The sequence below is a fragment of the Rhodopila sp. genome (assembly GCF_965277825.1).
Taxonomy (GTDB): domain Bacteria; phylum Pseudomonadota; class Alphaproteobacteria; order Acetobacterales; family Acetobacteraceae; genus Rhodopila.
Genome location: NZ_OZ255846.1, coordinates 1,505,272 through 1,529,542, shown reverse-complemented (window position 1 = coordinate 1,529,542; position 24,271 = coordinate 1,505,272). Strand labels below are relative to the sequence as shown.

Genomic DNA, 24,271 nt, shown 5'->3' with positions numbered 1-24,271 from the left:
AGCGAGTTAATGCCGCGCTGCGCAATGATATCGCGTCATTCAAGCCCGATGCGCTGCCCAGTGATGCGCTGCCCAGTGATGCGCTGCCCAGTGAAGCGCTGCGCGCGGCAATGTCCTGCGTGTCCGGCTTAGCGATGCCCAGCGTAGCGACGCCCCCCGTGCAGCGATGCCCCGCGCAGCGATTACAAGAGGAACCTCCCGCCAGATCCACCGACCACACTTTGTTCTTGCTTTATCTCTCAAAAAACGATAAGAACAAAAAGCAAACAACGCACAGCAACGACACACCCAGCCAAACCCCGCATCCAGATCCCCCATTCAAACCCGGGACCCGCCACCCTCATGTCCACGTCAGCTCCCTCCCTCATCGCGCTCCCCGCCGCCCTGCTGGCCAGCCGAACGTTGCAAACCGTGGTCCGCTTCCTGATGCCGTATTTCTCCATCGACTGCCCCGACTTCGCCGCCACCCGCGACGAAATCCTCGAAACCCTGGCCTCCTACGGCCCGCGCAACCGCGCCGAACTGTTCGCCGCCGCCAAGCTCATCGCCTGCACCATGACCGCGCTCAGCGCGATGGCCGAAGCCGAGGGCGCCGATCTGTCGCCCGCCATGCGGCTGCGCTTCCGCGCCTGCGCCAACAACGTCAATCGCCACGCCAACCAGGCCCAGCAAACCCTGGACAAACGCCAGACCCACCACCTCCCCGCCTACCCCACGCCAATCGAGGAAGACCCAGCCGAAGCCGCGGCCGAGGACGCCGAGATCATCGAACAGGTGCGCCAGGTCAAGGCGATGGTCGAAGCCTCGCGTCAGCGCCTGGCTGAAACCGACCCCGAGGCCGCCCGCCGCCTGTATCCCTCGCAACAGGCGGCCGACGAACCCCCGGCGTGGGTCCGCGAATCCCTCATCGCCGCCCGCGCCGCCCACCCGCCCAGCGCCGCGATCCCGCCCAGCGCCGCGATCCCTCCAGGCGCCTCACCGGCCGCCTGACATCACCAAGCGTGCACCCCACGCCGTCGCCGCGACCCGACACCCGTGGTTCCGCAGGGTTTCGCCCGGTGACGTCGCCAATGTGCGCGTTCTCCGTGACCAGCGCGGCCGACCCGTTCGATTCCACCCGAAAACACAATGACCCAAGCACCAGCGGGTCGTTCTTCAGCCACCTGGTCGATGATCCTGGCCCACCGTCTAGCCCATCGGCCCAAAGCATGACCGCGGGCGAACAACCAAGCGCATCAATCACGCGCCAAACAAATCGTCACCGCGCCACGAGGCATCCCGTGCCAAGCCAAGTGCTCAGCGTTAGCCAGAACCTACGCTAGTCACCGGTAACCAAAGCCCGACCCCTTCGGCCAAAAACACTAAAAACCTCAGTGTCAAAAACCTCAGTGTCATTGTGTCTTCGTGTTAAAGCCCCACCCATCAACAGCGCCAGCGCGAGATCCATAGGTAACGACCCCAACACCTACCCTACCGATCGACACCACCAACCCCTGATCTATCGGCGACATCGCGAATGGTTTGAACACCTGCGCTAATCCGCGGCCAAGCGTGCATCTGCGTTGAAATGCAGCGGCCCCATACGCACTCCCACCCCCAAAACTGCTTCAGCAACGGCCCTCCACGGTCGCGACCTTCCATCTGCCCAACACCACCCGCTCTGCCGCCCGGTTCATCCCCAAAGCCCTCGCCCTGAAACCCCTGGGCGACGACCATGTCAGCCCACCCCGCCGAGGCTCCCAAGCTATCGCCGCAGTTCGAAAATCCGCCCCTCGGCGTCCTCCCGCCCGATGTCCAGCGCCCGCTCCGCCACCTCGCGGGAAAATCCAGCCCGAGCCAATTGCCCCATCTCCTTGAGCCGGCCCGCCGCATCCACCGCCTCGCTCGCCCGATACGCACCGATCCGGCGCTTGCGCGTCAGCACCAGGGCCGCCGCCAATTCGCTCTCCGCATCGCTTACCGACGCCGCCCTGGCCACATCCGGCGCCACCCCCTTGGCCACCAGCCGCATCGCAATCGCACGCCCCGACTGTCCAGCCCGCAGCAGGCCGCGCGCCCGGCTCGCGGCGAACGCGGCATCGCTGACCGCCCCAGCCTGCACCAGACGCTGGATAACCGCCTCGATCGCCGCCCGCGCGGCGGCCAGCACCGGCGCCGCGGCCTCCGGGTCAGCCTGCTGCCGACCCCAGCGATCCAGCCGCCGTCGCAGCACCCGCCGCAGCCCCGCCTCGGTCGTCGCATAGCGCGCCAGATGCGCCAGCGCCGCCTGATACAGGCTGCCCGCGTCAGGCGGCGGAGAGGCGGCGTCGCTCGACATCCGCCAACCATGCCCGCCACCCGCCTCGATGCAAGAGATTTCACGCCCCAAGGCAGCGATGCGCCGCCGCCCGGGCTGGCACAACCGGTGTTTGACAGCGCCCACGCCATCGCCAATGATCGCCGCTTGTCTCGGACCTGCCCCGAAACGGTCGCGGGCGGCTAATCCGTCGCAGAAACGAACGAAGGCTCGCCCTCCTGATGATCCCCGCCCTGCTGCCGAACTACGCACGCGCCGACCTCGCTTTCGAGCGGGGCGAGGGCGCCTGGCTGTGGACGGTCGACGGGCGACGATTCCTCGACTTCGGCTCCGGCATCGCCACCGCCAGCCTGGGCCACGGCCACCCGCATCTGGTCAAGGCGATCGCCGAGCAGGCCGCCAAGGTGATCCACACCTCCAACCTCTATCGCATCCCGCAAGCCGAGCGACTGGCGCAGCGACTGGTCGATGCCAGCTTCGCCGACAGCGCATTCTTCTGCAACTCGGGCGCCGAGGCGAACGAGGGCATGATCAAGATGATGCGCCGCGCCATGTCCGACGCCGGCAAGCCGGAACAGTTCCGCATCATCTGCTTCGAGGGCGCATTCCACGGCCGCACCCTGGCCACCCTCGCCGCCACCGGCAACCCGCACTACATGCAAGGCTTCGGCCCACCGGTCGATGGGTTCGACCATGTCCCATTCAACAACATGAACGCGGTGCGCAACGCCATCGGCCCCGCCACCTGCGGCATCATCGTCGAACCGGTGCAGGGCGAAGGCGGCGTCCGCCCCGCCGACATGCAGTTCCTGCGCGACCTGCGCGCGGTATGCGACGAATACGGCATCATCCTCGGCATGGACGAAGTCCAGTCCGGCATCGGCCGCACCGGCAAGCTGTTCGCGCATGAATGGTCCGGCATCACGCCTGACATCATCTCCTCCGCCAAGGGCATCGGCGGCGGCTTCCCGCTCGGCGCCGTGCTCGCCAAGGAGGCCTACGCCAAGGCGCTGAAACCCGGCACCCACGGCACCACCTTCGGCGGCAACCCGCTGGCCTGCGCCGCCGGCAACGCCGTGCTCGACGTGGTGCTGGCGCCCGGCTTCCTCGAAGACGTCGAACGCAAGGGCCGCAAGCTGCGAGCCGAACTGAACAAGATCGCCGCCGAATTCCCCACCGTCTTCGTCGACGCCCGCGGTCTCGGCCTGCTGCTCGGCATGAAGGCGGCGATCCCCGTCGCCCAGGTCCAGGCCGCCTGCATCGAGCAGGGCCTGATGGCGATCACCGCCGGTGACAACGTGCTGCGCCTGGCACCACCCTTGGTGGTGACCGACGCCGACATCGACCAGGCGATCGGCATGCTGCGAGCCGCCGCCACCAAGGTCGCGGCAACCATCGGCAATGCCACCGCACCCATCGGCAAGGCCGCGGCACCCATCGACAAGGCCGCCGCACCCATCGGCAAGGCCGCGGCACAATGAGCGGCGCGGCACGCCGCCGTCAGAACCCGCCCGGCCAGTCCACCGAGGAAACCTCTGGGCCGCGGCATTTCCTCGATTTGCGCGACTTCGACACCCCGACGCTGCGCCAGATGCTCGACGTCGCATCCGGCTTCAAACGCGCCGCCGGCGTGTCGTCGCGACCGCTCGCCGGCAAGACCCTGGCGCTGATCTTCGAGAAACCCTCGACCCGCACCCGCGTGTCGTTCGAGGTCGGCATGCGCCAACTCGGCGGCGAGGTCATCGTCCTCACCGGCAAGGAAACCCAGCTCGGCCGCGGCGAGACCGTCGCCGACACCGCCCGCGTGCTGTCGCGCTATGTCGATGCCATCATGCTGCGCACCGACAATGCCGCAAAACTGCACGAAATGGCCGAATACGCCACCGTCCCGGTGATCAACGGCCTGACCGAGGCCTCCCACCCCTGCCAGTTGATGGCCGACGTGCTCACCTTTGAAGAGCATCGCGGCCCGATCGCCGGTCAGGTCGTCGCCTGGTGCGGCGACGGCAACAACGTCGCCCGAAGCTGGATCGAGGCCGCCGTGCGCTTCGGCTTTACCCTGCGCGTCGCCACCCCCGACGGACTGCGCCCGCCGGCCGACCTGCTGGCCTGGGCCCGCGCCCAAGGCGGCAGAATCGAACTGACCGACGACCCCGACGCCGCCGTCGCTGGCGCCGCTTGCGTGGCCGCCGACACCTGGGTGTCGATGTCCGACGACCCGAACGAGAGCCGCCACAACCTGCTGGCCCCATACCGGGTGACCAGCCGGATGATGGCGAAGGCCGCCCCGGACGCGCTGTTCATGCACTGCCTGCCGGCCCATCGCGGCGAGGAAGTGGATGCCGACGTGATCGACGGTCCCCAATCCGTGGTGTTCGACGAGGCCGAGAACCGCCTGCACGCACAAAAGGGCGTCCTGGCCTGGGTGCTGGGCGCGGCGCGATAAGTCCGGGCCACGCTGGCGGCGCGATAAGACCCGCCCGCGCCGGCGACGCGGTAAGACTCGCCCGCGCCGATGGCACGATAAGACCCGGCCGCGCCGGCGGCGCGAGAGCGGGCCCACCTGCCGCGACCCCGCCAAGCTCGGCACCGACTGGGCTCAAATGTAACGATTAACCCTTCATCAAGCTTTTCGCGGCCAAGATCGCCGCCATGACCACGCCCCCGATCGTCATCATCGCTGAACCGGATCCGATGATCAGCAGCGCCCTGCGCGTGGAGTTCACCCACCTCGATTTCGCCGTGTTCCTCGCCGCCTCGGGTCGGGAAGCCGAGGACTATGCCGCCCACGCCGTCGCCCATCTGATCGTGCTCGACACCAAGCTGCACCTGCAGGCCTACGATGCCTGCGTGCGTATTCGCCGCCGTTCCGGCTACGCCGGCCGCCCGATCGTAATGACCGCGAACGACCCCACCGCTCGGATGAAGGCGGCGGCCGACAAGGCCGGCGCCAACCTCGTGCTGGCGAAACCCTACTCGGTCCGCGACCTGCTGAACGCGGTGACGCCCTTTGTCCCCGACAACGACCTGTTGCTGAGCCATCGGGCCCGCGGGCCCGGCATGGCCCAGGCGCAGGAATGGGTGCCCACGTCCAACCTGACCTGGCAATCAGGCATCAACTCGGCACTCACCCGCAACGGACGCCTGCTGCCGATCGTCCGCGGCGGCAACACGGTGTCCATCCCGTTGTATCGCAAGCTGGTCACCTGATCCGAGGCGGCGTCGCCTCGGCACGCCACCCGATCAGCGCGCCGAGTGGACCGGCGAAATCAGACGATCTTCTGTCCAGTCTTCGCCCAGTCGGCCAGGAACGTCGCCAGCCCCTTCTCGGTCAGCGGATGATTGAACAGCGACCGCAGCACCGCCGGCGGCAGGGTGGCGACATGGGCGCCCATCTTCGCCGCCTCGATCACGTGGTTCGGGCCGCGCACCGAGGCCACCAGCACCTCGGTCTCGAAATCGTAGTGGTCGTAGATCTCGACGATGTCGGAGATCAGTTGCATGCCGTCCCAGCCGATGTCGTCCACCCGGCCGATGAACGGGCTGATGAAGCTGGCGCCACACTTGGCCGCCAGGATCGCCTGCGCCGCCGAAAAGCACAGCGTGACGTTGACCATCGTGCCGTCGTTGCGCAGGTGGCGGCAGGCGCGCAAGCCGTCCGGGGTCAGCGGCACCTTGACGCACACGTTGTCGGCGATCTTCCGCAAAACGCGGGCTTCGGCCATGATCTGGTCGTACTCGGTGCCGGCCACCTCGGCGCTGACCGGCCCGGGGATGACATCGCAGATCTGCGCGATCACCTCGGCGAACTTGCCGCCGTTCTTCGAGATCAGGGTCGGATTGGTGGTCACGCCGTCCAGCAGACCACTGCTGGCAAGCGACCGGATCTCTGTCAGATCGGCGGTATCGATGAAGAATTTCATGCCAACGCTCCGTTTTGCGGTTAAGCCAGGATGTCGATTTGTCGCGAATCAGGCTGGTTATATAGGTTGCCCTCCGCCCATCCAATGCCCAGCCCAGATCCTGGCCAAATTCCTGGCCCGGCATCGCCGCACCGCGTCCCGGTGCTGCTGCCGTATCCGTTTCCCGGCCCGTTCGACTATCGGGTTCCGCCCGGCCTGCGGCCTCGACCGGGCGACGTCGTGCTGGTGCCGCTGAACAACCGCGAAGAGGTCGGCGTAGTGTGGGACGCAACCACCGACCAGGCGGTTCCGGAGCACAAGCTGAAGTCGGTGGTCGGCGTGCTCGACACCCCGCCGATGGGGGCATCGCTGCGCCGCCTGATCGACTGGATCGCCGCCTATACGCTGTCCCCGCCGGGCGAGGTGATGGCGATGGCGCTGCGCGTGATCTCGGCCGGGGTGGGCCGCCCGATGGTGCGCTATCGCCGCGCCGACCCGCTGCCGGCGGTGCGCATTACCCCGGCCCGGCAACGGGTGCTGGACGTGCTGGCCCGCGACGAGCCGCGGTCCGGCACCGATCTGGCGCATGAGGCAGGTGCCAGTTCGGCCGTGCTGCGCGGCATGACCGCGGCCGGCCTGCTGATCGCCGAGACCGCCAGGCCGGACCAGCCATTCCGCCGCCCCGACCCCGACCACCAGGGACCGGCACTGTCGGACCAGCAGCGCCAGGTCGCCGCTGCGTTGCGCGCGGCGGTCGGGCGCGGCGAATTCTCGGTCACCTTGCTCGATGGGGTCACCGGTTCCGGCAAGACCGAGGTCTACCTCGAAGCGGTCGCCGCCTGCCTGCGCGCCGGCCGCCAGGCGCTGGTGCTGCTGCCCGAGATCGCGTTGTCCTCGCAGTGGACCGAGCGGTTCGGGCGAAGGTTCGGGGTGGCGCCGGCGGTGTGGCATTCGGACCTGGCCTCACGGGTGCGCAAGATCACCTGGCAGGCGGTCGCCGAGGGTCAGGCGCCGGTGGTGGTCGGCGCCCGGTCGGCGCTGTTCCTGCCGTTCCCCGACCTCGGCTTGGTGGTGGTCGATGAGGAGCACGAGGCAGCGTTCAAGCAACAGGACGGCGTGGTCTACAACGCCCGCGACATGGCCGTGGTCCGCGCCCGCTTCTGCGACGCCGCCGCGGTGCTGGTGTCCGCCACCCCCAGCCTGGAAACGGTGGCCAATGTCGAGGCCGGGCGCTACGCCCATCTACGGCTGACCCGGCGTCATGCCGGGGCGACGATGCCCGCGATCAGCCTGCTCGACCTGCGCGAGACCCCGCCCGATCGCGGCCGGTTCCTGGCGCCGCCGCTGCTGGAGGCGGTGCGGCGCACCCTGGCGCAGGGCGAGCAGGCGATGTTGTTCCTCAATCGCCGCGGCTACGCGCCGCTGACCTTGTGCCGCCATTGCGGCCACCGGATGCAGTGCCCGAACTGCACCGCGTGGCTGGTCGAGCACCGCACCCGCCACCAGCTGCTGTGCCATCATTGCGGTCACACCATCCCGATCCCGCCGGAATGCCCGTCCTGCGCCGCCGCCGACAGCCTGACTCCGGTCGGCCCGGGCATCGAGCGCATCACCGAGGAAGCCGAGGCCGTGTTCCCCGAGGCGCGCCGGCTGATCATGGCATCGGACACCATCGCCGGGCCAAGTGCCGCGGCGGCGGCGGCGCACGCGATCGAGGACCGGTCGGTTGACCTGATCATCGGCACCCAACTGGTCGCCAAGGGCTGGCACTTTCCGCATCTGACTTTCGTCGGCGTGGTCGATGCCGATCTGGGGCTGGCCGGCGGCGAGCTGCGCGCCTCGGAACGCACCGTGCAACTGCTGCACCAGGTCGCCGGCCGAGCCGGGCGGGCCGAGGCGCCGGGACGGGTGATGCTGCAGACCTTCATCCCCGAACACCCGGTGATGCAGGCGCTGCTAGGCGGCGACCTGGATGCCTTCATGCACAGCGAGGCCGACAGCCGGCGCGATGGCGCATGGCCGCCGTTCGGGCGCCTGGCGGCGCTGATCGTCAGTGCCGATACCGCGATCACGGCCGATACCGTGGCGCGCGACCTGGGCTGGGCCGCCCCCAGGGGAGACGGGATCGTCGTGCTGGGTCCGGCGCCGGCGCCGATGGCTCTGCTGCGCGGACGTCACCGCCGGCGATTGCTGCTGAAGGTGCGGCGCGATGTGCCGGTGCAGCCGATCCTGCGATCCTGGCTGGCCGCGGTCCAGGTGCCGCGCGGCGGCCGGGTGGACGTCGATGTGGACCCGATTTCGTTCCTTTAGCGCATTGCCGGTTCAGGCGGAACCGACAATGCTCTGCAACTCATTGTTCGAGATAGCGATTCATATCTTTGGTGATGCCACCGAGAGCGATCGCACTGGAACGCGGGCAGGCGGCGCGGGTGCTACCCGAGGCTGATGACGGGGTCACACTCGATCGGAAAGTTCACCGAGTTGGCGATGAAGCAATATGCATGCGCGTCGTGGTGCAGGCGGGTGGCGGCGGCGACATCATCGCCGGCGCGCAGCGTTATCCGCGGTCGCAGCACTGCGCTGATGAAGCGACCGGCGCCGGTGCGATCTTCCGCCATCGTGGCCTCGGCTTCATCGCGGTAGCTGAGCACCGCGATGCCAGCCTTGGCGCACAGCCCGAGATACCACAATTTGTGGCAGGCCGAGATCGAGGCCAGCAGCAACTCCTCGGGGTTCCAGCGCGCCGGATCGCCGCGAAAGGTAGGGTCGGACGACCCGGCGATCGGCGGCTTGGCCGCGGCCGAAATGGTATGTTCGCGACCGTAGCCGGCGTGGTCCAGGGTGCCGAGCCCGCGATTGCCGGTCCACTCGACGCTGACGCGATAGCTGTGCCGCGTGCCGGGCATGCTTGCAGTTCCTTCATTTGTATCCGTCCTCGGGCGACGGCAAATGACTTTCGCAGGGCCATTGTCGCGGGTCCTCGAGGTGATGCAAGCGGTGCAACGCATCGGCAGGCGCGCGGTCGCTAGGTGGTGTGCGCCGCTCGGCGGCGAGGTGCTGGCGAGGCGGCGTCGGCACCTGTCCGGCCGCAGCGGCGAGTGGAGTTCGAGTGCGTCTCAAATCGTGCGAATCGGTCGGGGTCACATAAAAGTTCTTTGCGATAACACACCAAATACGGTAAAGAGATGAGTTATGTCTGATCACCAGGAGATTCCCATGTCGGCCGCGAGACCTATTCTAATTATCGAGGATGACGACGCGCTGCGGCAAGCATTGGCCGATCAGGTTGCCTCCAGTGGGGTGTTTCAGTCGATCGAGGCGGCGACGCTGGATGAGGCGAGCCAGCATCTTGGCGCGGCGGAAGCGCGGTTTGATTCGATCATCCTGGATGTCAACCTGCCCGACGGTAACGGACGCGACTTCTGCGCCAAGATCCGCAAGCAAGGTCATACCATGCCGATCATCATGCTGACTGGCGCCGCCGAGGAAGGCGACGTGGTCAGCGGGCTGGACGCCGGTGCCAACGATTACATCGCCAAGCCGTTCCGGGTGAAGGAGCTGATTGCCCGGTTGCAGGCCCAGCTTCGGCTGTTCGACAACAGCGAGGACGCGGTCTTCACCATTGGGAAGTTCAGTTTTCGCCCAGCGTCCAAATCGCTGATCGGCGCCGACAAGAAGCGCATCCGCCTGACGGCGAAAGAGGTCGATATCCTGAAGTTCCTTTATCGGCACGCCAAACGCGTGGTGTCACGCCAGACGCTGCTGGACGAGGTCTGGGGCTATAACGCGAGCGTGACTACGCATACGCTCGAGACGCACGTGTATCGACTGCGCCAGAAGATCGAGGTCGATCCGACCAACTGCCGCCTGCTGATGACGGCTCCGGGCGGCTACCGGCTGGATCCCAGCGCGGCCTGATCGGCGCCGACACAGCCTGACCGAAGCGTTCTCGCTCGGCTAAAGCGGTGGTCTGGAACCGTACCGCTGCGCTCGATTCTGGTCCGACACCGAGCCACGGCCGGCTGAGGCAAAACGCCTCCGCCATCGTCGTTCGGGGCATCGTCGTTCGGGGCATCGTCGTTCGGGGCATCGTCGTTCGGGGCATCGTCGTTCGGCGCATCGTCGTTCGGCGCACCGCTGCTCGCGGCATCGCTGCTCGCGGCATCTGTCGCCGCCGGCATCATCGGTCGTGGCAGCGTCGTCGGTGGCCGCCGTTGCCGTCGCGGCAGCACGGGCCGGCGTCAAGCGCGCGCCGAGATCAGCCAGATCGACCCCTGCAAGACAATGCCGTCCGGGCTGTCATAGCGCCTGAGCGCGGCCGCGACGGCGTCCTGAACCGGGCCGCGTTTTTCCGGCGGCTGTTCGCCCAGAATGCGGCCCAGGGCACCCATGTGGGTGGCGAACTCGGTGGCCTGTTCGATCTGGCCGGCGGCGGCGATCCGCATTCCCAAATCGTGCTTTTGCAGCACCGCCTGTTGCCATCCACCAGCCTGCAGCAGGCCCAACGTGCGGTCCCGATCGGCCAAGGCGAACGGGCCGGGGGCGCTCGGATCGGCCGGCGGTTGCGGCGGCAGCAGTGCGGCGGCGGCCTGCATCGGCACGCTGAACCAGGGATTATCGGCGAGCGGGCGCCAGGCCGCGAACAGCAACCGGCCGCCGGGTCGCATCGCGGTGCGCAGATTGGCGAACGCGGCGGCCGGATCGGCGAAGAACATCACGCCGAAGCGGGAGAACAGCAGGTCGGCGCGCGGTTCGGCGAAGCGGTGGGTGGCGGCGTCGGAGACGATCACCCGCGCATTGGTCAGCCCGGCCGCCTCGATCCGCTGACGGGCGCGAGCCGCCATCGGTTGCGACACGTCCAGGCCGACCACCTGGCCGCCAGGTCCGAGCCGGTCAGCCAGAGCCAATACGGTGGCGCCACAGCCGCAGCCGATATCGATGGCGTATTCGCCGGCGGCGGGCGTGGCGGAGCCCAGAGCCAGCGCGGTGATCGGTTCGAACTGGGCATCCAGGCGATCCTGGAAATTGGTCCAGGTGACCGCCGCTCGATCGTTCCAATAGGCAATCTGAGCGGCGTTGTCCTGAGCATCGTCGGCGTGGGTCATGGCTAGCCTCCAGGTCGGAGGATGGGATTATGTCACAGCGTGGGGGTGGCGTCGCGTGTGCCTTCCATCCAAGGCGGGGAGTCGTCTTTCTGGGCGGTAGCGGCTGCCGCCATAAGCAGGCGACGTCCCACGTTCCAGGCCTGGAGTTGGGTTTTGTCGCAGGATCCACCTGGGTTGAACGCTGCGGCCGGCGCGACCATGCTGTGCTCGCGGAAGCAGCCAGCGCGATCATGCGGTGATCGCGAAAGGAGAGGGCCATGCCAAAGCTGCATTACAAGGTCGTCCAGCATGATGGCGGCTGGGCGTATCGGCTGGGCGACGTGTTCTCGGAACCGTTTGCCGACAAGGCGACAGCGCTTGCGGCGGCGCGGCGCGTTGCGGCGGAACAGCGCATTCCTGGCGATACCACTCAGATCGAATTTCAGGATGGCGACGGCAGATGGCACTCGGAACTGTCCGAGGGCGATGACCGGCCGGAGGCCGACGTGGAGTCCTGAGGCCCGCGGGCGCCGCGATTAGGGGCGTGCGAAGCATCCCGCAATTAGTAGCGGGGTGCGATCCGGGGTTTCAGAAGCATCTCGCGGAGTTCGATCCGGGGCTCCAGAAGCATCCCGCAGGGTTCGATCCGGGGCTTCAGAAGCGTACCGGGGGTGCGATCTTGGGTTTTAAATGAGTAGCTTGGAGGATGACGATGCCGATACCGCCTAATACGCCTCCGGAATCGCCGCCACCCGATCCGGCGCCGGAGCGGGCGCCGGGAGGCCCGCGTGAAGATCCGATCCCGTCGCCCGGCATTCCGCCTGATCCGGGGCCGCCGGGCACGCCGCCCAATGCTCCGCCGGATCCGATCGTTGCCAGCGGCGTCGGACGCTGAGGGGGCGCCTGGGCCTCTTGGCGGCCGCCACAGCGTCGTTGAGTAGTTAGGCTGAGTCAACGCTAGAGCCGCCGGGTGTCCGTGACGCGTGAAGATGTCCGCCTGATAAAACAAATCAAATGTCCATCTCGGTGGTTTTTGATGCGCCGGAGTGTTGAATGGCATGGTCATGCGGCGGCCCTCGGAACGGTTGGTTGGATGGCTACGGCGTCGCGGTCATAGCGGCCCAAGCAGCGCGGCCCATCGAAGATCGCCAGACCGCCATCGGGGTATTCATGCACCCGGATCGTCGCCCGGACGTAGTGGTGGCGGTGTGTCTGCTCGGGGATCTGCAGCGTTTTGCCGCGCCATGACACGCAGTTGTCCCGCCCGACACGGCGATCCTCTTGCAGGCACAGCGTATCCGCCAACGGAGCGCCGACATAGGCGACAAAGGCGGATCCTGCCTCGGATGCCGCGACGCCGAAGCGGGCATTGAAGTCGGGCATGAAGACCTCTCGTAGATACACGTTCGCAACCTCGGCGCTGGCCAGCCCGCGGATCCGCAGTTGCTGAGGAAGACGACCTTGCAGCGTGCCGAAAGCCCGCTCCATGCGACCGCGCGCTTCGGGCGAATAGGACGGGATGTGGCGGATGCCGAGCTGTGCCAGGGCGCGGCCGACCTGGGTGAGGTTCTGTTTGTCGACTTTGCCACTGGCCTCCGGCGTCAGGAAATAATGCGAGCCGCGATCGGTGTAGAACGCCCCGAAAAGCCCGTGCCGCTGGATCGTTTCAGCCAGTCCCCGCAGGCTCGACATGGTGCCTTCTTGCTCGGTCAGGAAGATCGAGGTGATGTGCCCGGTGGCATCATCGAGGGTGACGATCAGGTCCTGCTGGGCGGCGGTGCCGGGTAGCCAGCAATGCGTCGAGCCGTCCTGAAACAGCAGCATGCCAGGCAGCGGCCGCCGCTCGCGCTTCTTGCGGTGCTTGCCCCGCAGCGTCGCCTTTTGCACCAGTCCAGCCGATTGCAGCGCCAGCCGGGTGACCGTGTAACAGAGCTTGTAGTTGTGCTCGCGGCGCGCTGTCTCGTGGAAGTGCTTGACCGAGAAATCCCGATATCGGTCACGATACAGCGCGCACATCCGACCGATCTCCGTGGTGTCAGCACGCCGCGGCGACGCCGTCCCTAGGCCCCGGTCGCGCAGTCCCTCGACGCCTTCGTCGTCAAACCGGACGCACATACGGCGGAACTGCCGACCCGATACACCAAGCAGGTCCCCGGCCTGATCGGCGCTCAGACGCCGATGGCGAAAGCGCTCCAGCGCGGCCTCGAACCGGCTCACGAAAACACCCCACAAAGCCCGTTGTCGCCGCATGTCCTACCTCTCGAACAGGCGGCGAACATTCCGGACATTTCACGCGCTAACAAACACGGACAGATCACGCGCTCCCAACACCATCAGATTCGAACCTTGACACGCCGACTCCGGGCGGCATCTGTGGTAGGCGCGCTGAAAGCTGCAAATCCCGGTTCTCTTGACGCGGCCGACTGTCTGTGCATAACGGCAAAGCGAGCTATGCGGCCATGGCGTTACTCGCCGGCCTTCTGGGTAGTCGGACATGATCTGCTCAGCCGTGCGAGGGGACTGACCGCCGTAGCTGAAGCTGGTGGCGTCATGCCAACCTCAGCGAGGCCGAACCCTGGGGCGACTACAATTTAGGTTGCAACGCCATGCCGCCATTGCCGTTGAACAGAACGTTTACCGAACGACGGGCGACTGAAACGTGCCAGGACAGGGTAGCATGGCGAGCGAGAGTAACCGGAGGCCGCGCCATTGACTTCGGCGCCAGCCTGACAAAACTCAGAACCAAATCGATCATCCCGCTATCCGGCCTCGCCGTGGAAGCAACCGTCGACCCGGCCGGAGCTTTAAGCTCGTAGCGCTTGGCGGTTCACCGACGGGCGTATCACCTATTTAAAGAAGGTCCACAGCAATGGCTGACGCACCACAGAAGCCCACTATGACCACGGCCTTCGGCCGGCCGGTTGAGGACAATCAGCATTCGCTCACCGCCGGCCCACGCGGCCCGGTACTGGGACAGGACTATCATCTTATCGAGAAGATGGCCCACTTCAACCGCGAGCGGGTGCCGGAGCGTGTGGTCCATGCCAAGGGCTATGGCGCCTATGGCACATTCACCGTGACCAAGGACATCACCCAATATAGCTGTGCAAAGGTGTTCAGCGCGGTCGGCAAGAAGACCGAGATGTTCGCCCGCTTCTCAACCGTCGGTGGCGAGAACGGGTCCGCCGACACGGCTCGCGACCCCCGCGGCTTCGCGATGAAGTTCTATACCGAGGACGGCAACTGGGACCTTGTCGGCAACAATACGCCGATCTTCTTCATCCGCGACCCGCTGAAATTCAGCGACTTCATTCGCACCCAGAAGCGCGAACCTGGCACCCATCTGAAGCCGCATTGGCGCCGCTGGGACTATTGGGGCCTGTCGCCCGAGGCGATCCACCAGGTGATGTTCCTCTACAGTGATCGGGGCACGCCGGTCTCGGCCAGGTTCATGAACGGCTATGGCAGCCACACATACAGCCTGTGGAACAAGGCCGGCGAACGGGTCTGGGTCAAGTTCCACGTCAAGACCAATCAGGGCAACAAGACGTTCGTCGATCACGACGCCGCCCAGATGACAGCCGACGACCCGGACTACTCGGCCCGCGACCTGATCAACGCCATCAAGAAGGGCGATTTCCCGAAATGGACGGTCTCCATCCAGGTCATGCCGGAAACGGACGCCGAAACCTACAAGTGGAACCCGTTCGACCTGACCAAGGTCTGGCCGCACGGCGACTATCCGCTGATCGAGGTCGGTGAAATGGAGCTCAACCGCAACGTCGAAAACTATTTCGCCGAAGTCGAGCAGTCCGCCTTCGAGCCGTCCAACCTGGTGCCCGGCATCGGCTTCAGCCCCGACAAGGTGCTGCAGAACCGCGTTCTGTCCTACGCCGATGCACACCGCTACCGGATCGGTATCAACTACGACCATATCCCCGTCAATCAGGCCAAGGGCGCCGCGGTTCATACCTATCATCGCGACGGCAGCATGGTGACCGGCAGCAACGGCGGCAGCACGGTCGACTACGAGCCGAATTCGTTCGGCGGCCCGGTGGAGGACAAGGCGGTGATGGAGCCGCCGCTCAAGATCAATGGCGACGGCGCCCGCTACACCACCTACTCCGGCGACGACACGGACCTCTACGGTCAGCCCCGCATGTTCTGGGAGAAGGTGCTGGACGATACTGGGCGAGCGCACCTGGTGGCGAGCATCGTCGGCAGCATGACCGAACCCAACATGGGCATCGATGATAACGCCAAGCGCCACGAGATCCAGCAGCGGATGCTGAAGCACTGGTACAAAGTGCACCAGGATTTTGGCGCGGCGGTCGAAAAAGGCATCAATGGCGCGCAGCAGAAAATGGCAGCCGATTAAGCAAGCAGGCCCCCTTCCTCAACCGGAGGGGGCCGATCTTGATCCAAGCTTCGATCTTGCATCAACTGGCGGGTATGAGGCGTGCGCCGGGTAGCGGCGGATCCTCGGGCGGTCCGGCGAAGCATTGGGCAATGTTCATCCAACGCCGAGCCGGTTCGCCGGTCACCTGCAGGGCGGTGTCGGCGACATTGCGCACCTGCGTCACCACCTGACAGAAATCGAGTGCGCTTCCGGTGACGTTGCTTTCGCCCGCTGGGGGATTCCACTCCCAGACTTCCCCCGATGGCCCGCGCAGGCCCACAAATGGGGCTGGTCCAGGTTGCTCAATGGCGCGGTTGAAGAACGTCCAGCCATAGGTCCGCACGCCCAGTTCGGCAATGTTGCGCAGCCGCCCAGTTGGCTGGCGCGGCTTTCGCACCAAATCATAAATCGACTGCCCATGCGCCCACGTTTCCATTTGGCGCGCGGTGGTAAACATTCGTACACCCATGTCCGGACCGGCCCATTTCAGACGCGTATCCGCGGGCAGTCCCGACAGCCGGTCGCACAGGGCGACCATCTGCTGGTGCCAGCGCTCCAGTAGGCGTCCCGCGGTCAAATCACCCAGTCGTTGACGAGTTTCCTCCAGGCGGGTCATCCCGTTCTCGCGCGCGGTCTGGATTTCGTCGCGAAACCGGGCGAACGGCTCGGCTCCGGCGACTGAGGCCGATGCCATCAGGACACTGGCGTGCAGATGCTGAACCACGTCGTTGACCGTCCAGCTTTTGAATGAGGTCGGGCGCTGCCAATCCTGGTCCTTGAGGGTGGCCAGCAGCGTTTGCAGTTCCTCCGCCTCGGCGCGGAAATCGGCGACCTGTTGCAACATCTGATCGTCCTCGACAGCGTGACCGCGCATACGCGGAACATCCGCGGAGTCTGAAAGTCACGTGATTTGGACAAGAGTTATACCAAGCCGAGCTGGCGGCAACTTTGGCCTGATCATTCGAGCTATGGGAGCGATCACATGTCTGTCGTCGCAAAATCCTGGGCCGGCTGACGGTCGAAGTTCGCGTTCGGGCAGACCGGGCGACAGCGTTCACCGACGCAATGTTCCGGATAGTTTTGATCGGTTTTGAAATTATCATTGACATTAACCCTGTGTTCGATTAATGTTCTACCACCAACGGGTCAGTTGCGCGCAATTGAGACGCGATTGGCAGGATGCGGCTGGCGCCACCTTCGCTCACCGCGCCTCATTGTCAGAATACCTCCGCTGCGCATGCCTGATGGCAAGCGCTTATTTCCGTACAGCATAGTTTTGCTTTGTGACCAAACGGCAGCTTTCGGCGCACCCGCGTCAGAAGCGGTCCGGCTTCGATATAAGGTTGACAATCCGATGACTTTTTTCAGCTTCGCACGTCCTGCCTTGAAGCCCAGGACGTGACCCAGCCCTCCGAGAAAACAACCGGCGGCTTCCGTTTCAATACCGAGATATCGCTCGGCTCGATCTTGCAAGCTGTAACGGTTTTCGTGGTGTCGGCATTCTTCTACGTCACCAACGCCTCCAACAAAACGGACAACACGGCGCAGCGGCTCGTTTCCGTTGAAAACAGCGTCGCGATGCTGCGCAACGAGCTGCTTCAGAAGATCTCCGACAACCAGGCGGAGAACAAGGTTCGCTTCGAGGAGTTGAGCCGACAGGTCGCCGGTTTGCCGGATCAGACCGCGGCACTTCGCCAGTTGGACGTTCGGGTGACAAGGCTGGAAGCCAACAAGCAAGATCGCGACAAGCAAATCAGCGATCTGAGCAATGTGATCTACCAGGACCACGCGGATTTGGCGGCGATCCTATCGGCCAACCACCAGAAGCTCGGTGTCCGATGATCAGAGCATTGTCCGCTGCATTGCTGCTGGCCGGCTGTGCGGCGCCCGTCAAGGCTCCGGTGACGCTGATCCCGCGGGAGGTGCTATCATGCCCTATAGGCAGCTCTATACCGCCGCCACCGGCCAAGCCGCGCACCGTCGAAGCGATATCGGGCTGGGGCAACCGCAACGAGCGGGCGCTGCGCTTTACCCTGGTTGCTCTCCGGGAGTGCAACCGGCGGCGTGACGAGGCCGTGCGGCTGTTGCAGCAGCGCTGATTCTGAGGCAGCGCCTGGGGTCATCCCAGCCGCCCCACCCTGGCCTCGCCGCACCGGATGTGACAGCATTCCCCCAACGTTCAGCCGACGGCCAGACAGCAGTCACGGCCCCCCATGTCTGGCGCCGGAGGGAAACAATGTTCGAGGTCTTGGATCAGCGCCTGTCGCTGACCGGCAACCAAAAACGCATCGTCGCCGCCGCGGTGCTCGGCGACATGCTGGAATTCTTCGATTATTTCCTGATCGGCTTTGTTCTGGCCTTTGTCGTTGGGCCATGGAAGCTGACCTTCCTGCAGTCAGCGATGATTCTGCTGTCGTCGGGCATCGGCGCCATCCTGGGCGCCGCTTTCTGGGGCTGGATGGCCGACAAGATCGGCCGCCGGCCAGTGTTCAACCTGACCATCCTGAACTTTTCCCTGGCCACTGGCGCGCTCTACTTCACGCCCGATCATGGCTGGATTTTTCTGATGCTGTTCCGCACTCTCGTCGGCTTCGGTGTCGGCGGCCTGTATTGCGTGGACCTGCCATTGGTGCAGGAATTCATGCCAGCATCGAAACGCGGCTTCATCGGCGGCCTGGTTACTTCCTTCATCCCCATCGGAGTGATGATCGGCAGCCTGTTCGCCGGCTATCTGACGCCCGAGATCGGCTGGCGCGGCCTGTTCGCCATCGGCGTGCTTCCCGGACTGGCGGTGCTGCTGATCCGCGTCTGGGTGCCTGAATCGCCACGCTGGCTGTTGCGCCAGGGCCGCGTCGCGGAAGCCAAGAAATCGCTCGCCTGGGCGCTGGAGGTGGAACCGGACACGCTGCCCGACCCGACGCCGCTGGAATGCAGTTCGACGCCCACCCGCTTCCTCGACCTGTTCAGCTACCCGCGCAGCCTGATGGTTTCCTGGTTGGGCAATCTTGGCGCCCAGACCGGCGTCTACGGCGTAATTTTGTGGGCACCCACCCTGTTCGTCCTTGTGCTGCACGTTTCGGCGGCCGAGGCGTCCAAGGCCATGATCGCCCTGACCATCGGCGGAATCGTTGGGCGCGTCGCGTTCTCCTGGCTTTCCGAACAGATCGGCCGCCGCCTTTCGGGCGGCATACTTGGTTTTGGCGCCGCACTGTTCATCGCATTGGCCGGAATTTACCACAGCGACATGATGTTCGGCGTCTCGGCGTTCTGGTTGCTGCTGATCGTCGCCTTCTTCTTCGCCGATGGCGGCTTCGCCGTGGTCGGACCTTATGCCGCCGAGGTCTGGCCGTCGCACCTGCGCACCTCCGGAATGGGCAGCGCCTACGGCTTCGGCGGCATCGGCAAGATCATCGGCCCGCTCGGCCTGGCCCTGGTCGTCGGCAGCTCCAACGTGGTCAAGCCGGAGGCCACGATCGGTGCGATCCAGCCCGCGTTTCTCTATCTGGCAAGCTGGTTCGTGCTGTCCGGCGCGGTCTATCTGTTCCTGGGTATCGAAACAAAGGGGCGCTCGATCGAAGAGATCGATCGCACCCTGAAGGCAGCCCCCGCCGTCGCCGAGTAGCCGCCGCACTTGCGGGCCGGTCGGACCCACCGCCCAAAAGGCGTCTGGCGGCGACGCTTTAAGCTCCTTGGAAAATATACTATGTATATTCAAGGAGGCCCGCATGGCGGTAACATTGCAAAAGTGGGGTAATAGCGTCGGCGTCCGGCTGCCGAAGCCGATGCTGGAGCAGGTCGGCCTCGAGGCGGGCGCTCAGGTCGAGGTGCTCGTCGAAGGCAGTCATCTGGTGATCCGGCGCAAGCGCCTGAAACTCGCGGACCTGCTGGCGCAGTGCAACCCCGAGAACCGGCCGGACCCAATCGACTTTGGCCCAACGGTTGGACGCGAGATCATCTGATGCTTCGTGTTGGCTATGTTCCAGCGCGCGGCAATTTCGTTCGCGTCGTCCTCGACCCCCGCGTGGGTCGCGAGCAATCCGGTGAACGGCCGGCGCTGGTCCTATCCGATGGTGAATTCAACGATCGGACCGGGTACATCTTCGTTGCCCCAGCCACCAACAACCGGCGCGGCTGGCCCTTCGAGGTTCCCGTTCCCCCTGGAACCAAGATCGGCGGCGTATTGCTGGCCGATCAGACCAAGAGCATCGACTATGTCGCTCGTCATGTCCGCTATCTTGCCGCCGCGCCGCCGGGACTGGTCGAGTCCCTATTGGAGCAGGTCGCGGCGATACCCGCGATCTGAATGATATCCGGGGGACGCATCACCCCCGAAAGTCGGTGACCCGATCGAGCTGCCGGCCCCGATCGACACGCATAATATCCTAGGCCAACGGCACGCGCCCGGCTTGACCCTGACCCCGACCATGCGATCGCAGCAGTGGTCCGGACGAGCCGATGGATCCCGAAAGCGGGCGGACCAACGCCCGCACCCCAGACGCTCACGCGCGCGCTAGCGTTCGCGAAAGCGCCAGGTAGACGATCGCGCCGACGGCCACGCCGATGAACCAGGAGAACGCGTAGAACGGGGCCAGCGCGGGCACGACCAGCCCGCTCAGGGCCGCGAACCCACCGATCACGAATGCAATGATCCCGGCGTAGTTCCAGCCGCCGGAGGCACCATAGCGCCCATCGTAACGGTAGAGGTCGGCCACGTCGTAGTGCTGGTGACGCAGGCCGAAGTAGTCCGCCAGCATGATGCCTGTCACCGGGCCAAGTACGCCGCCGATCGCACTCAGGACCTTGAAGATGCTGTCGGCGTTTTGAAACCAGACCCATGGGAAGAACAGCAGGCCGATCGCCAGCACCGCCATGCCCGCGCTTGAGAAATTCAGCCGTCTTGGGAACAGGTTCACCAGGTCGTAGCAGGCCGGCATGATGTTGGCCGCGACGTTCACCGACAGGGTGGCGATGACGATCGTGATGCCGCCAAAGATCAACAGCAGCGGATGACCGATCGCGAGCAGCAGGTTGACCGGATTCCAGATCGGCTTGCCGTAGACGATGACCGTGGCCGACGTCACGATCACGCTCATGAGTGTGAACACGACGGCGGTGATCGGCAGACCGATCAATTGCCCGATGACCTGGTCGCGCTCAGAGCGGACAAAGCGCGAAAGATCGGGAATATTGACCGCGAAGGTGCACCAGGTGCCAAGCAGGCCGGTCACCCCGGTGGCGAAGATCAGCCATCCGTGGCTGCCCGACAGGTGGGACGGCTGGCTGAACAATGGACCAAGGCCATGGCCGACGCGCAGACCCCAGATCGTCGCCATCACGCCGACGATGATCACCAGCGGTCCGGCAAACAGTTCAAAGTTGCGGATCCGATGCACGCCGTGGCTGACGATCCAGCCGTGCAACGCCCAGAACAGCCCGAGCGACACCCACCCGTGCAGCGACAGACCCAGGATGGACAGGCTGAATGTCGTCCACGGCTGCCACAGTGTACCCAGGATGGCGTCGATCGCTTGACTGCCGGCATAGCCTTGAACGGCAAACCAGAAGATCGCCACGAAGCCGCGTATCAGCACCGGAAGCTGAGCGCCCCGCGGGCCGAATGATGAACGGATCAGCACGCAGAAAGGCAGGCCATAACGGGTGCCGGAAACAGCGTTGAACCACATCGCGAAAAACAGCACGAAGTAGGCGATGGCGGTGGCCGCGATCGCTTGCCAGGCATTCATCCCCAGCGCCATCAGACCAGCAGCGGTCTCGTAGGCCACCACGTTGTGGACCATGCCCATCCAGACGGTGGACATGTTGATCCAGGTCCAGTCGCGCCGCGCCAGCGGCACCGGCGCGAGATCCGCGTTGTAGAGCCCGGGCTCCAGGCCAGCACCGGACAGTTCCTCGGGTTGCGCCTCAAAAGTTGTCGCACTGGCCATGCTGATCTCCGTCCATTCCCCGCAAAGCTTTGCAAAATCAGTGCCATCCAGTGCCGGATAGAGATGCAGACAGAAGTTCAACCGCACCAATGCCGAACCAGCAAGCGCGAACTTCGGGACCTGGGGCAATCCGCGGCAGAAGGCGGCGGCGCGGCTCCCGCCTGACGGGTCCCGGGTCTTGTCCGCGGTGAGTGGGTACGGCGATGCCCGGACCGGCCTGCCCGGAACTTGTTCAACCTTGCCTCTCGGTTAGCCAGACAGCTCGGAGCGGCGGTCCGCAAGATGATTTTCGGACACCAGGACCAGATCCCGCGCCGCCACGGAAACCCGATTACCCTCACCCTTCGGACCACCCGCTGCACGACGCGACCGATCGGCTTACGGTCCGAGAGGCCGTTTCCGGCTTTGGCGTCGCCCTGCGTTACCAGGAACGTGCATCAGAAAGCGCCCGCTGGCAAACCAAAATAGTATGATATACCATACCGGAATGCGTCAGCTCGAGGTGATCGATGAAGTCGAAACGGCGCGCCATCGAAGCGCAACTGGACGCGGCGGCTCGGACCTGCCTATGCCAAGGCGCCCAGCTCACCGAATTGCGCCGACTCGTCCTGGAACTGGTCCTGCAGGCTGAGGCCCCAGCCACCGCGTATCAGCTTCTTGATCGGCTCCAGGCGACACGCAAGGGCGCGGCGCCCCCCACCGTCTACCGCGCGCTCGATTTCCTGATGGAGCAGAAATTGGTCCATAAGATCGAGCGGCTGAATGCGTTTGTCGCCTGTAATGAAGCGGTTCCGCACGATCATCCGGTCCAGTTTCTGATCTGCCGGCACTGCGGCAGCGTGGCTGAGATCGAGGACCTCGCCGTCTCCAAGGCGCTGAAGCATGCTGCTGAGCGTCAGGGTTTTCACCCCGGCAAGGCAGTCGTCGAACTCGACGGCACCTGCGCCGCCTGCGCGCATTCGGCTTCCCGCTAGCGCTTTGGTGGTGTCACGACGCTTGCCAATTGGTCCATGGCTTCAATCGATTGCCTCGAGGCTGTCCGTCGTGGCATGGCAGTGGCCAGATAGACCCGGCACTGACCGCGGTGATCCAGAAACTGCTTGGCCAATCGGTATAGAAGGCCAGCGTGATACCGGCCCAGGCCTCCAGCAGCGCCAGTGCGGCGGACAGCAGGACACCGGTTCCCACGCCGCTGGTCAGCCGCTGAGCCGCCGCCGCGGGACCGACCATCAGGGTGAACACCAGCAGCACACCAACGATCTGCGCGCACTCAGCGGTCGCCAGCGCCACCAAGGCCAGGAACAGCACCGAATAGAGCCGCAACGAAACGCCCTTTGCCTCGGCCAGTTCAGGCTGCAAGCTGGCAAACAGCAACGGTCGGGAAATCACCGCCAGCACGACCAGAGTGACGATGCCCAACGCCAGCAGGGTCCAGACCGTTCCGACATCCACCGCCAGCACGTTGCCGAACAGCAGCGCCGTCGCCTGCGTCGCAAAGGCGGTGTAAAAGTGCAGGAACAGCAGGCCGAAACCAAGAGAAAGCGCCAGCACGATGCCGATTGCCACGTCGCGTTGCGCCAGCCGCTCGCCCAGCAAGCCCATGCCGATACCGGCGGCGACGGTCATCAGCACCAGGCCCCATAGCGGGGTAATGCCGACCAGAAATGCTCCGGTGGCCCCGGTGAAGCCGACATGGGCCAGCGCGTGACCGGCGAAGGTCTGCCCGCGCAGCACCAGGAAATAACCGACCGCGCCCGAGACGATCGCGACGATGCTGGCTGCGGCGAAGGCGTTGCGCATGAAATCATAATCAAGCATGGCGCGCATGTGCCCCCCGATGGTTGGCACCCTCATCGTGGCGGTGTTCGTCGCGTTCCACATCCTGGCTGCCGGCCATGACGAAGATCCGGCCCTTGAGACGCACCACGTCAATCTCGGACCCATACAGACGTGACAGCACCGGGCCGGTGATCACCTCATCGACCGTGCCGAGTGCCGCCTGCCCGCGGCCGAGGTAGAGCACCCGGTCGAGCGCGCCGAGCAGCGGGTTCAACTCATGCGCGCTGAACAGCACCGCGATCCCGAGCTCGGTCTGCAGCGATTTGGTCAACGCGACCACACCACTCTGGTGGTTCGGATCGAGGCTGATCAGCGGCTCGTCCAGCAGTAACAGCCGAGGCCGGCCGATCAGCGCCTGAGCCAGCAGCAGGCGTTGCCGCTCACCACCCGAGGTCTCGGCCAGCGGCCGCGCGCCGAGCTCGCGGGCGCCGACCAGATCGAGCGCCCGGTCGATCTCGATCCGGCCCGCCTTGCCCGGGATCGGCAGACCCAAGCGATTGCCGTCGAGCACACCGGCCACGAAGTCCCAGCCGCTCAGCCGCATGCCAGACAGGGCGCCGCGGACCTGCGGCATGTAGCCGATCGCGGGATTGCCGCGCGCCGCCGGCCGGCCCAGCACGTGGATGCTGCCGCGGCTCGGGCGCACCAGTCCGAGGATGGCGCGCATCAGCGTCGTCTTTCCAGCGCCGTTCGGCCCCATTACACCGACGAACTCCCGTGCGGCGATGTTCAGGTTGACGCCGGCCAGGACGATGCGGCCGCCTAGCGCCAGGCGCACGTCATGAAACTCGATTGCGTTCACCGGG

25 protein-coding genes are annotated in these 24,271 nt (G+C 65.4%); 15 read left to right on the top strand and 10 right to left on the bottom strand.

Annotated features, from left to right (window positions below; translation table 11 throughout):
- Positions 1-342 precede the first annotated feature (342 nt).
- Complete coding sequence (locus ACQY4T_RS07740) at positions 343-990, top strand: hypothetical protein (protein WP_428539699.1); 648 nt, start codon at positions 343-345, stop codon at positions 988-990.
- A gap of 754 nt (positions 991-1,744) precedes the next feature.
- Here the strand turns inward: ACQY4T_RS07740 and ACQY4T_RS07735 are convergent.
- Positions 1,745-2,317 carry a regulatory protein RecX gene (locus ACQY4T_RS07735; protein ID WP_428539696.1) on the bottom strand — a complete coding sequence of 191 codons (573 nt, stop codon included), beginning with the start codon at positions 2,315-2,317 and terminating at the stop codon, positions 1,745-1,747.
- A gap of 200 nt (positions 2,318-2,517) precedes the next feature.
- Between ACQY4T_RS07735 and ACQY4T_RS07730 the strand changes: the two genes are divergently transcribed.
- The 3 genes from ACQY4T_RS07730 to ACQY4T_RS07720 all read left to right on the top strand — a co-directional run bounded on the left by ACQY4T_RS07730 (position 2,518) and on the right by ACQY4T_RS07720 (position 5,506).
- On the top strand, positions 2,518-3,777 hold the full coding sequence (locus tag ACQY4T_RS07730; protein WP_428539693.1) for an aspartate aminotransferase family protein: 1,260 nt from the start codon (positions 2,518-2,520) through the stop codon (positions 3,775-3,777).
- Positions 3,774-4,742 (top strand): ornithine carbamoyltransferase, encoded by a 969-nt coding sequence (gene argF, locus ACQY4T_RS07725; protein ID WP_428539690.1) that lies wholly within the window; start codon positions 3,774-3,776, stop codon positions 4,740-4,742. Before ACQY4T_RS07730 ends, argF begins: the two co-directional genes overlap by 4 nt.
- Before the next feature lie 206 nt (positions 4,743-4,948).
- Positions 4,949-5,506 (top strand): response regulator, encoded by a 558-nt coding sequence (locus tag ACQY4T_RS07720; RefSeq protein WP_428539687.1) that lies wholly within the window; start codon positions 4,949-4,951, stop codon positions 5,504-5,506.
- A gap of 59 nt (positions 5,507-5,565) precedes the next feature.
- Here the strand turns inward: ACQY4T_RS07720 and fsa are convergent, their stop codons facing one another.
- Positions 5,566-6,219 (bottom strand): fructose-6-phosphate aldolase, encoded by a 654-nt coding sequence (gene fsa / locus ACQY4T_RS07715; protein WP_428539684.1) that lies wholly within the window; start codon positions 6,217-6,219, stop codon positions 5,566-5,568.
- An 84-nt stretch (positions 6,220-6,303) separates the two neighbouring features.
- On the opposite strand from fsa, the gene ACQY4T_RS07710 reads away from it, so the two are divergent.
- Positions 6,304-8,508 carry a primosomal protein N' gene (locus ACQY4T_RS07710; RefSeq protein WP_428539681.1) on the top strand — a complete coding sequence of 735 codons (2,205 nt, stop codon included), beginning with the start codon at positions 6,304-6,306 and terminating at the stop codon, positions 8,506-8,508.
- Positions 8,509-8,630: 122 nt separating this feature from the next.
- Here ACQY4T_RS07710 and ACQY4T_RS07705 read toward each other — a convergent pair whose 3' ends face one another.
- The gene (locus tag ACQY4T_RS07705) at positions 8,631-9,104 is read right to left on the bottom strand and encodes an OsmC family protein (protein WP_428539678.1); all 474 of its coding nucleotides are present in this window, start codon (positions 9,102-9,104) and stop codon (positions 8,631-8,633) included.
- A gap of 310 nt (positions 9,105-9,414) precedes the next feature.
- Between ACQY4T_RS07705 and ACQY4T_RS07700 the strand changes: the two genes are divergently transcribed.
- Complete coding sequence (locus ACQY4T_RS07700) at positions 9,415-10,116, top strand: response regulator transcription factor (RefSeq protein ID WP_428539675.1); 702 nt, start codon at positions 9,415-9,417, stop codon at positions 10,114-10,116.
- 323 nt (positions 10,117-10,439) lie between these two features.
- Here ACQY4T_RS07700 and ACQY4T_RS07695 read toward each other — a convergent pair whose 3' ends face one another.
- Positions 10,440-11,303, bottom strand: coding sequence for a class I SAM-dependent methyltransferase (locus tag ACQY4T_RS07695; RefSeq protein ID WP_428539672.1), 864 nt, complete (start codon positions 11,301-11,303; stop codon positions 10,440-10,442).
- Positions 11,304-11,560: 257 nt separating this feature from the next.
- On the opposite strand from ACQY4T_RS07695, the gene ACQY4T_RS07690 reads away from it, so the two are divergent.
- Positions 11,561-11,800, top strand: coding sequence for a DUF2188 domain-containing protein (locus ACQY4T_RS07690; RefSeq protein WP_428539669.1), 240 nt, complete (start codon positions 11,561-11,563; stop codon positions 11,798-11,800).
- A gap of 194 nt (positions 11,801-11,994) precedes the next feature.
- Positions 11,995-12,177 (top strand): hypothetical protein, encoded by a 183-nt coding sequence (locus ACQY4T_RS07685; protein ID WP_428539666.1) that lies wholly within the window; start codon positions 11,995-11,997, stop codon positions 12,175-12,177.
- A 167-nt stretch (positions 12,178-12,344) separates the two neighbouring features.
- On the opposite strand, the gene ACQY4T_RS07680 is transcribed toward ACQY4T_RS07685, so the two are convergent.
- Both ACQY4T_RS07680 and ACQY4T_RS07675 read right to left on the bottom strand, forming a co-directional pair.
- The gene (locus tag ACQY4T_RS07680; RefSeq protein WP_428538118.1) at positions 12,345-13,499 is read right to left on the bottom strand and encodes an ISNCY family transposase; all 1,155 of its coding nucleotides are present in this window, start codon (positions 13,497-13,499) and stop codon (positions 12,345-12,347) included.
- A 367-nt stretch (positions 13,500-13,866) separates the two neighbouring features.
- Positions 13,867-14,037, bottom strand: coding sequence for a hypothetical protein (locus tag ACQY4T_RS07675; RefSeq protein WP_428539663.1), 171 nt, complete (start codon positions 14,035-14,037; stop codon positions 13,867-13,869).
- Between the two features lie 141 nt (positions 14,038-14,178).
- Here ACQY4T_RS07675 and ACQY4T_RS07670 point away from each other — a divergent pair, with 141 nt between their 5' ends.
- Positions 14,179-15,660 (top strand): catalase, encoded by a 1,482-nt coding sequence (locus ACQY4T_RS07670; protein WP_428539660.1) that lies wholly within the window; start codon positions 14,179-14,181, stop codon positions 15,658-15,660.
- A 61-nt stretch (positions 15,661-15,721) separates the two neighbouring features.
- On the opposite strand, the gene ACQY4T_RS07665 is transcribed toward ACQY4T_RS07670, so the two are convergent.
- Positions 15,722-16,555, bottom strand: coding sequence for a TIGR03084 family metal-binding protein (locus tag ACQY4T_RS07665; RefSeq protein WP_428539657.1), 834 nt, complete (start codon positions 16,553-16,555; stop codon positions 15,722-15,724).
- 524 nt (positions 16,556-17,079) lie between these two features.
- Here ACQY4T_RS07665 and ACQY4T_RS07660 point away from each other — a divergent pair.
- The 5 genes from ACQY4T_RS07660 to ACQY4T_RS07640 all read left to right on the top strand — a co-directional run bounded on the left by ACQY4T_RS07660 (position 17,080) and on the right by ACQY4T_RS07640 (position 19,984).
- Positions 17,080-17,523 carry a hypothetical protein gene (locus tag ACQY4T_RS07660; RefSeq protein WP_428539654.1) on the top strand — a complete coding sequence of 148 codons (444 nt, stop codon included), beginning with the start codon at positions 17,080-17,082 and terminating at the stop codon, positions 17,521-17,523.
- 8 nt (positions 17,524-17,531) lie between these two features.
- Positions 17,532-17,780, top strand: a complete 249-nt coding sequence (locus ACQY4T_RS07655) for a hypothetical protein (protein WP_428539651.1) — start codon at positions 17,532-17,534, stop codon at positions 17,778-17,780.
- A 137-nt stretch (positions 17,781-17,917) separates the two neighbouring features.
- Positions 17,918-19,303, top strand: coding sequence for an MFS transporter (locus tag ACQY4T_RS07650; protein WP_428539648.1), 1,386 nt, complete (start codon positions 17,918-17,920; stop codon positions 19,301-19,303).
- Positions 19,304-19,406: 103 nt separating this feature from the next.
- Positions 19,407-19,640: an AbrB/MazE/SpoVT family DNA-binding domain-containing protein gene (locus tag ACQY4T_RS07645; protein WP_428539645.1), complete on the top strand. Its 234-nt coding sequence runs from the start codon at positions 19,407-19,409 to the stop codon at positions 19,638-19,640.
- Positions 19,640-19,984 (top strand): type II toxin-antitoxin system PemK/MazF family toxin, encoded by a 345-nt coding sequence (locus tag ACQY4T_RS07640; RefSeq protein WP_428539642.1) that lies wholly within the window; start codon positions 19,640-19,642, stop codon positions 19,982-19,984. Before ACQY4T_RS07645 ends, ACQY4T_RS07640 begins: the two co-directional genes overlap by 1 nt.
- 196 nt (positions 19,985-20,180) lie before the next feature.
- Here ACQY4T_RS07640 and ACQY4T_RS07635 read toward each other — a convergent pair whose 3' ends face one another.
- Entirely contained in the window at positions 20,181-21,626 is a 1,446-nt protein-coding gene (locus tag ACQY4T_RS07635; RefSeq protein WP_428539639.1) for an NCS1 family nucleobase:cation symporter-1, read from the bottom strand.
- 509 nt (positions 21,627-22,135) lie between these two features.
- Between ACQY4T_RS07635 and ACQY4T_RS07630 the strand changes: the two genes are divergently transcribed.
- Positions 22,136-22,600, top strand: a complete 465-nt coding sequence (locus ACQY4T_RS07630) for a Fur family transcriptional regulator (RefSeq protein WP_428539636.1) — start codon at positions 22,136-22,138, stop codon at positions 22,598-22,600.
- Between the two features lie 13 nt (positions 22,601-22,613).
- On the opposite strand, the gene ACQY4T_RS07625 is transcribed toward ACQY4T_RS07630, so the two are convergent.
- Both ACQY4T_RS07625 and ACQY4T_RS07620 read right to left on the bottom strand, forming a co-directional pair.
- A complete protein-coding gene (locus tag ACQY4T_RS07625; RefSeq protein ID WP_428539633.1) occupies positions 22,614-23,453 on the bottom strand; it encodes a metal ABC transporter permease in 840 nt (279 codons plus the stop codon).
- A complete protein-coding gene (locus ACQY4T_RS07620; RefSeq protein WP_428539630.1) occupies positions 23,437-24,267 on the bottom strand; it encodes a metal ABC transporter ATP-binding protein in 831 nt (276 codons plus the stop codon). Before ACQY4T_RS07620 ends, ACQY4T_RS07625 begins: the two co-directional genes overlap by 17 nt.
- Between the last annotated feature and the right edge of the window lie 4 nt (positions 24,268-24,271).

Excerpts from the sequence above, each read along its gene's own strand:
- ACQY4T_RS07740 (WP_428539699.1), top strand. The coding sequence starts at position 343 with ATGTCCACGTCAGCTCCCTCCCTCATCGCGCTCCCCGCCGCCCTGCTG.
- ACQY4T_RS07735 (WP_428539696.1), bottom strand. The coding sequence starts at position 2,317 with ATGTCGAGCGACGCCGCCTCTCCGCCGCCTGACGCGGGCAGCCTGTAT.
- ACQY4T_RS07730 (WP_428539693.1), top strand. The coding sequence starts at position 2,518 with ATGATCCCCGCCCTGCTGCCGAACTACGCACGCGCCGACCTCGCTTTC.
- argF (WP_428539690.1), top strand. The coding sequence starts at position 3,774 with ATGAGCGGCGCGGCACGCCGCCGTCAGAACCCGCCCGGCCAGTCCACC.
- ACQY4T_RS07720 (WP_428539687.1), top strand. The coding sequence starts at position 4,949 with ATGACCACGCCCCCGATCGTCATCATCGCTGAACCGGATCCGATGATC.
- fsa (WP_428539684.1), bottom strand. The coding sequence starts at position 6,219 with ATGAAATTCTTCATCGATACCGCCGATCTGACAGAGATCCGGTCGCTT.
- ACQY4T_RS07710 (WP_428539681.1), top strand. The coding sequence starts at position 6,304 with ATGCCCAGCCCAGATCCTGGCCAAATTCCTGGCCCGGCATCGCCGCAC.
- ACQY4T_RS07705 (WP_428539678.1), bottom strand. The coding sequence starts at position 9,104 with ATGCCCGGCACGCGGCACAGCTATCGCGTCAGCGTCGAGTGGACCGGC.
- ACQY4T_RS07700 (WP_428539675.1), top strand. The coding sequence starts at position 9,415 with ATGTCGGCCGCGAGACCTATTCTAATTATCGAGGATGACGACGCGCTG.
- ACQY4T_RS07695 (WP_428539672.1), bottom strand. The coding sequence starts at position 11,303 with ATGACCCACGCCGACGATGCTCAGGACAACGCCGCTCAGATTGCCTAT.
- ACQY4T_RS07690 (WP_428539669.1), top strand. The coding sequence starts at position 11,561 with ATGCCAAAGCTGCATTACAAGGTCGTCCAGCATGATGGCGGCTGGGCG.
- ACQY4T_RS07685 (WP_428539666.1), top strand. The coding sequence starts at position 11,995 with ATGCCGATACCGCCTAATACGCCTCCGGAATCGCCGCCACCCGATCCG.
- ACQY4T_RS07675 (WP_428539663.1), bottom strand. The coding sequence starts at position 14,037 with ATGATCGATTTGGTTCTGAGTTTTGTCAGGCTGGCGCCGAAGTCAATG.
- ACQY4T_RS07670 (WP_428539660.1), top strand. The coding sequence starts at position 14,179 with ATGACCACGGCCTTCGGCCGGCCGGTTGAGGACAATCAGCATTCGCTC.
- ACQY4T_RS07665 (WP_428539657.1), bottom strand. The coding sequence starts at position 16,555 with ATGCGCGGTCACGCTGTCGAGGACGATCAGATGTTGCAACAGGTCGCC.
- ACQY4T_RS07650 (WP_428539648.1), top strand. The coding sequence starts at position 17,918 with ATGTTCGAGGTCTTGGATCAGCGCCTGTCGCTGACCGGCAACCAAAAA.
- ACQY4T_RS07645 (WP_428539645.1), top strand. The coding sequence starts at position 19,407 with ATGGCGGTAACATTGCAAAAGTGGGGTAATAGCGTCGGCGTCCGGCTG.
- ACQY4T_RS07640 (WP_428539642.1), top strand. The coding sequence starts at position 19,640 with ATGCTTCGTGTTGGCTATGTTCCAGCGCGCGGCAATTTCGTTCGCGTC.
- ACQY4T_RS07635 (WP_428539639.1), bottom strand. The coding sequence starts at position 21,626 with ATGGCCAGTGCGACAACTTTTGAGGCGCAACCCGAGGAACTGTCCGGT.
- ACQY4T_RS07630 (WP_428539636.1), top strand. The coding sequence starts at position 22,136 with ATGAAGTCGAAACGGCGCGCCATCGAAGCGCAACTGGACGCGGCGGCT.
- ACQY4T_RS07625 (WP_428539633.1), bottom strand. The coding sequence starts at position 23,453 with ATGCGCGCCATGCTTGATTATGATTTCATGCGCAACGCCTTCGCCGCA.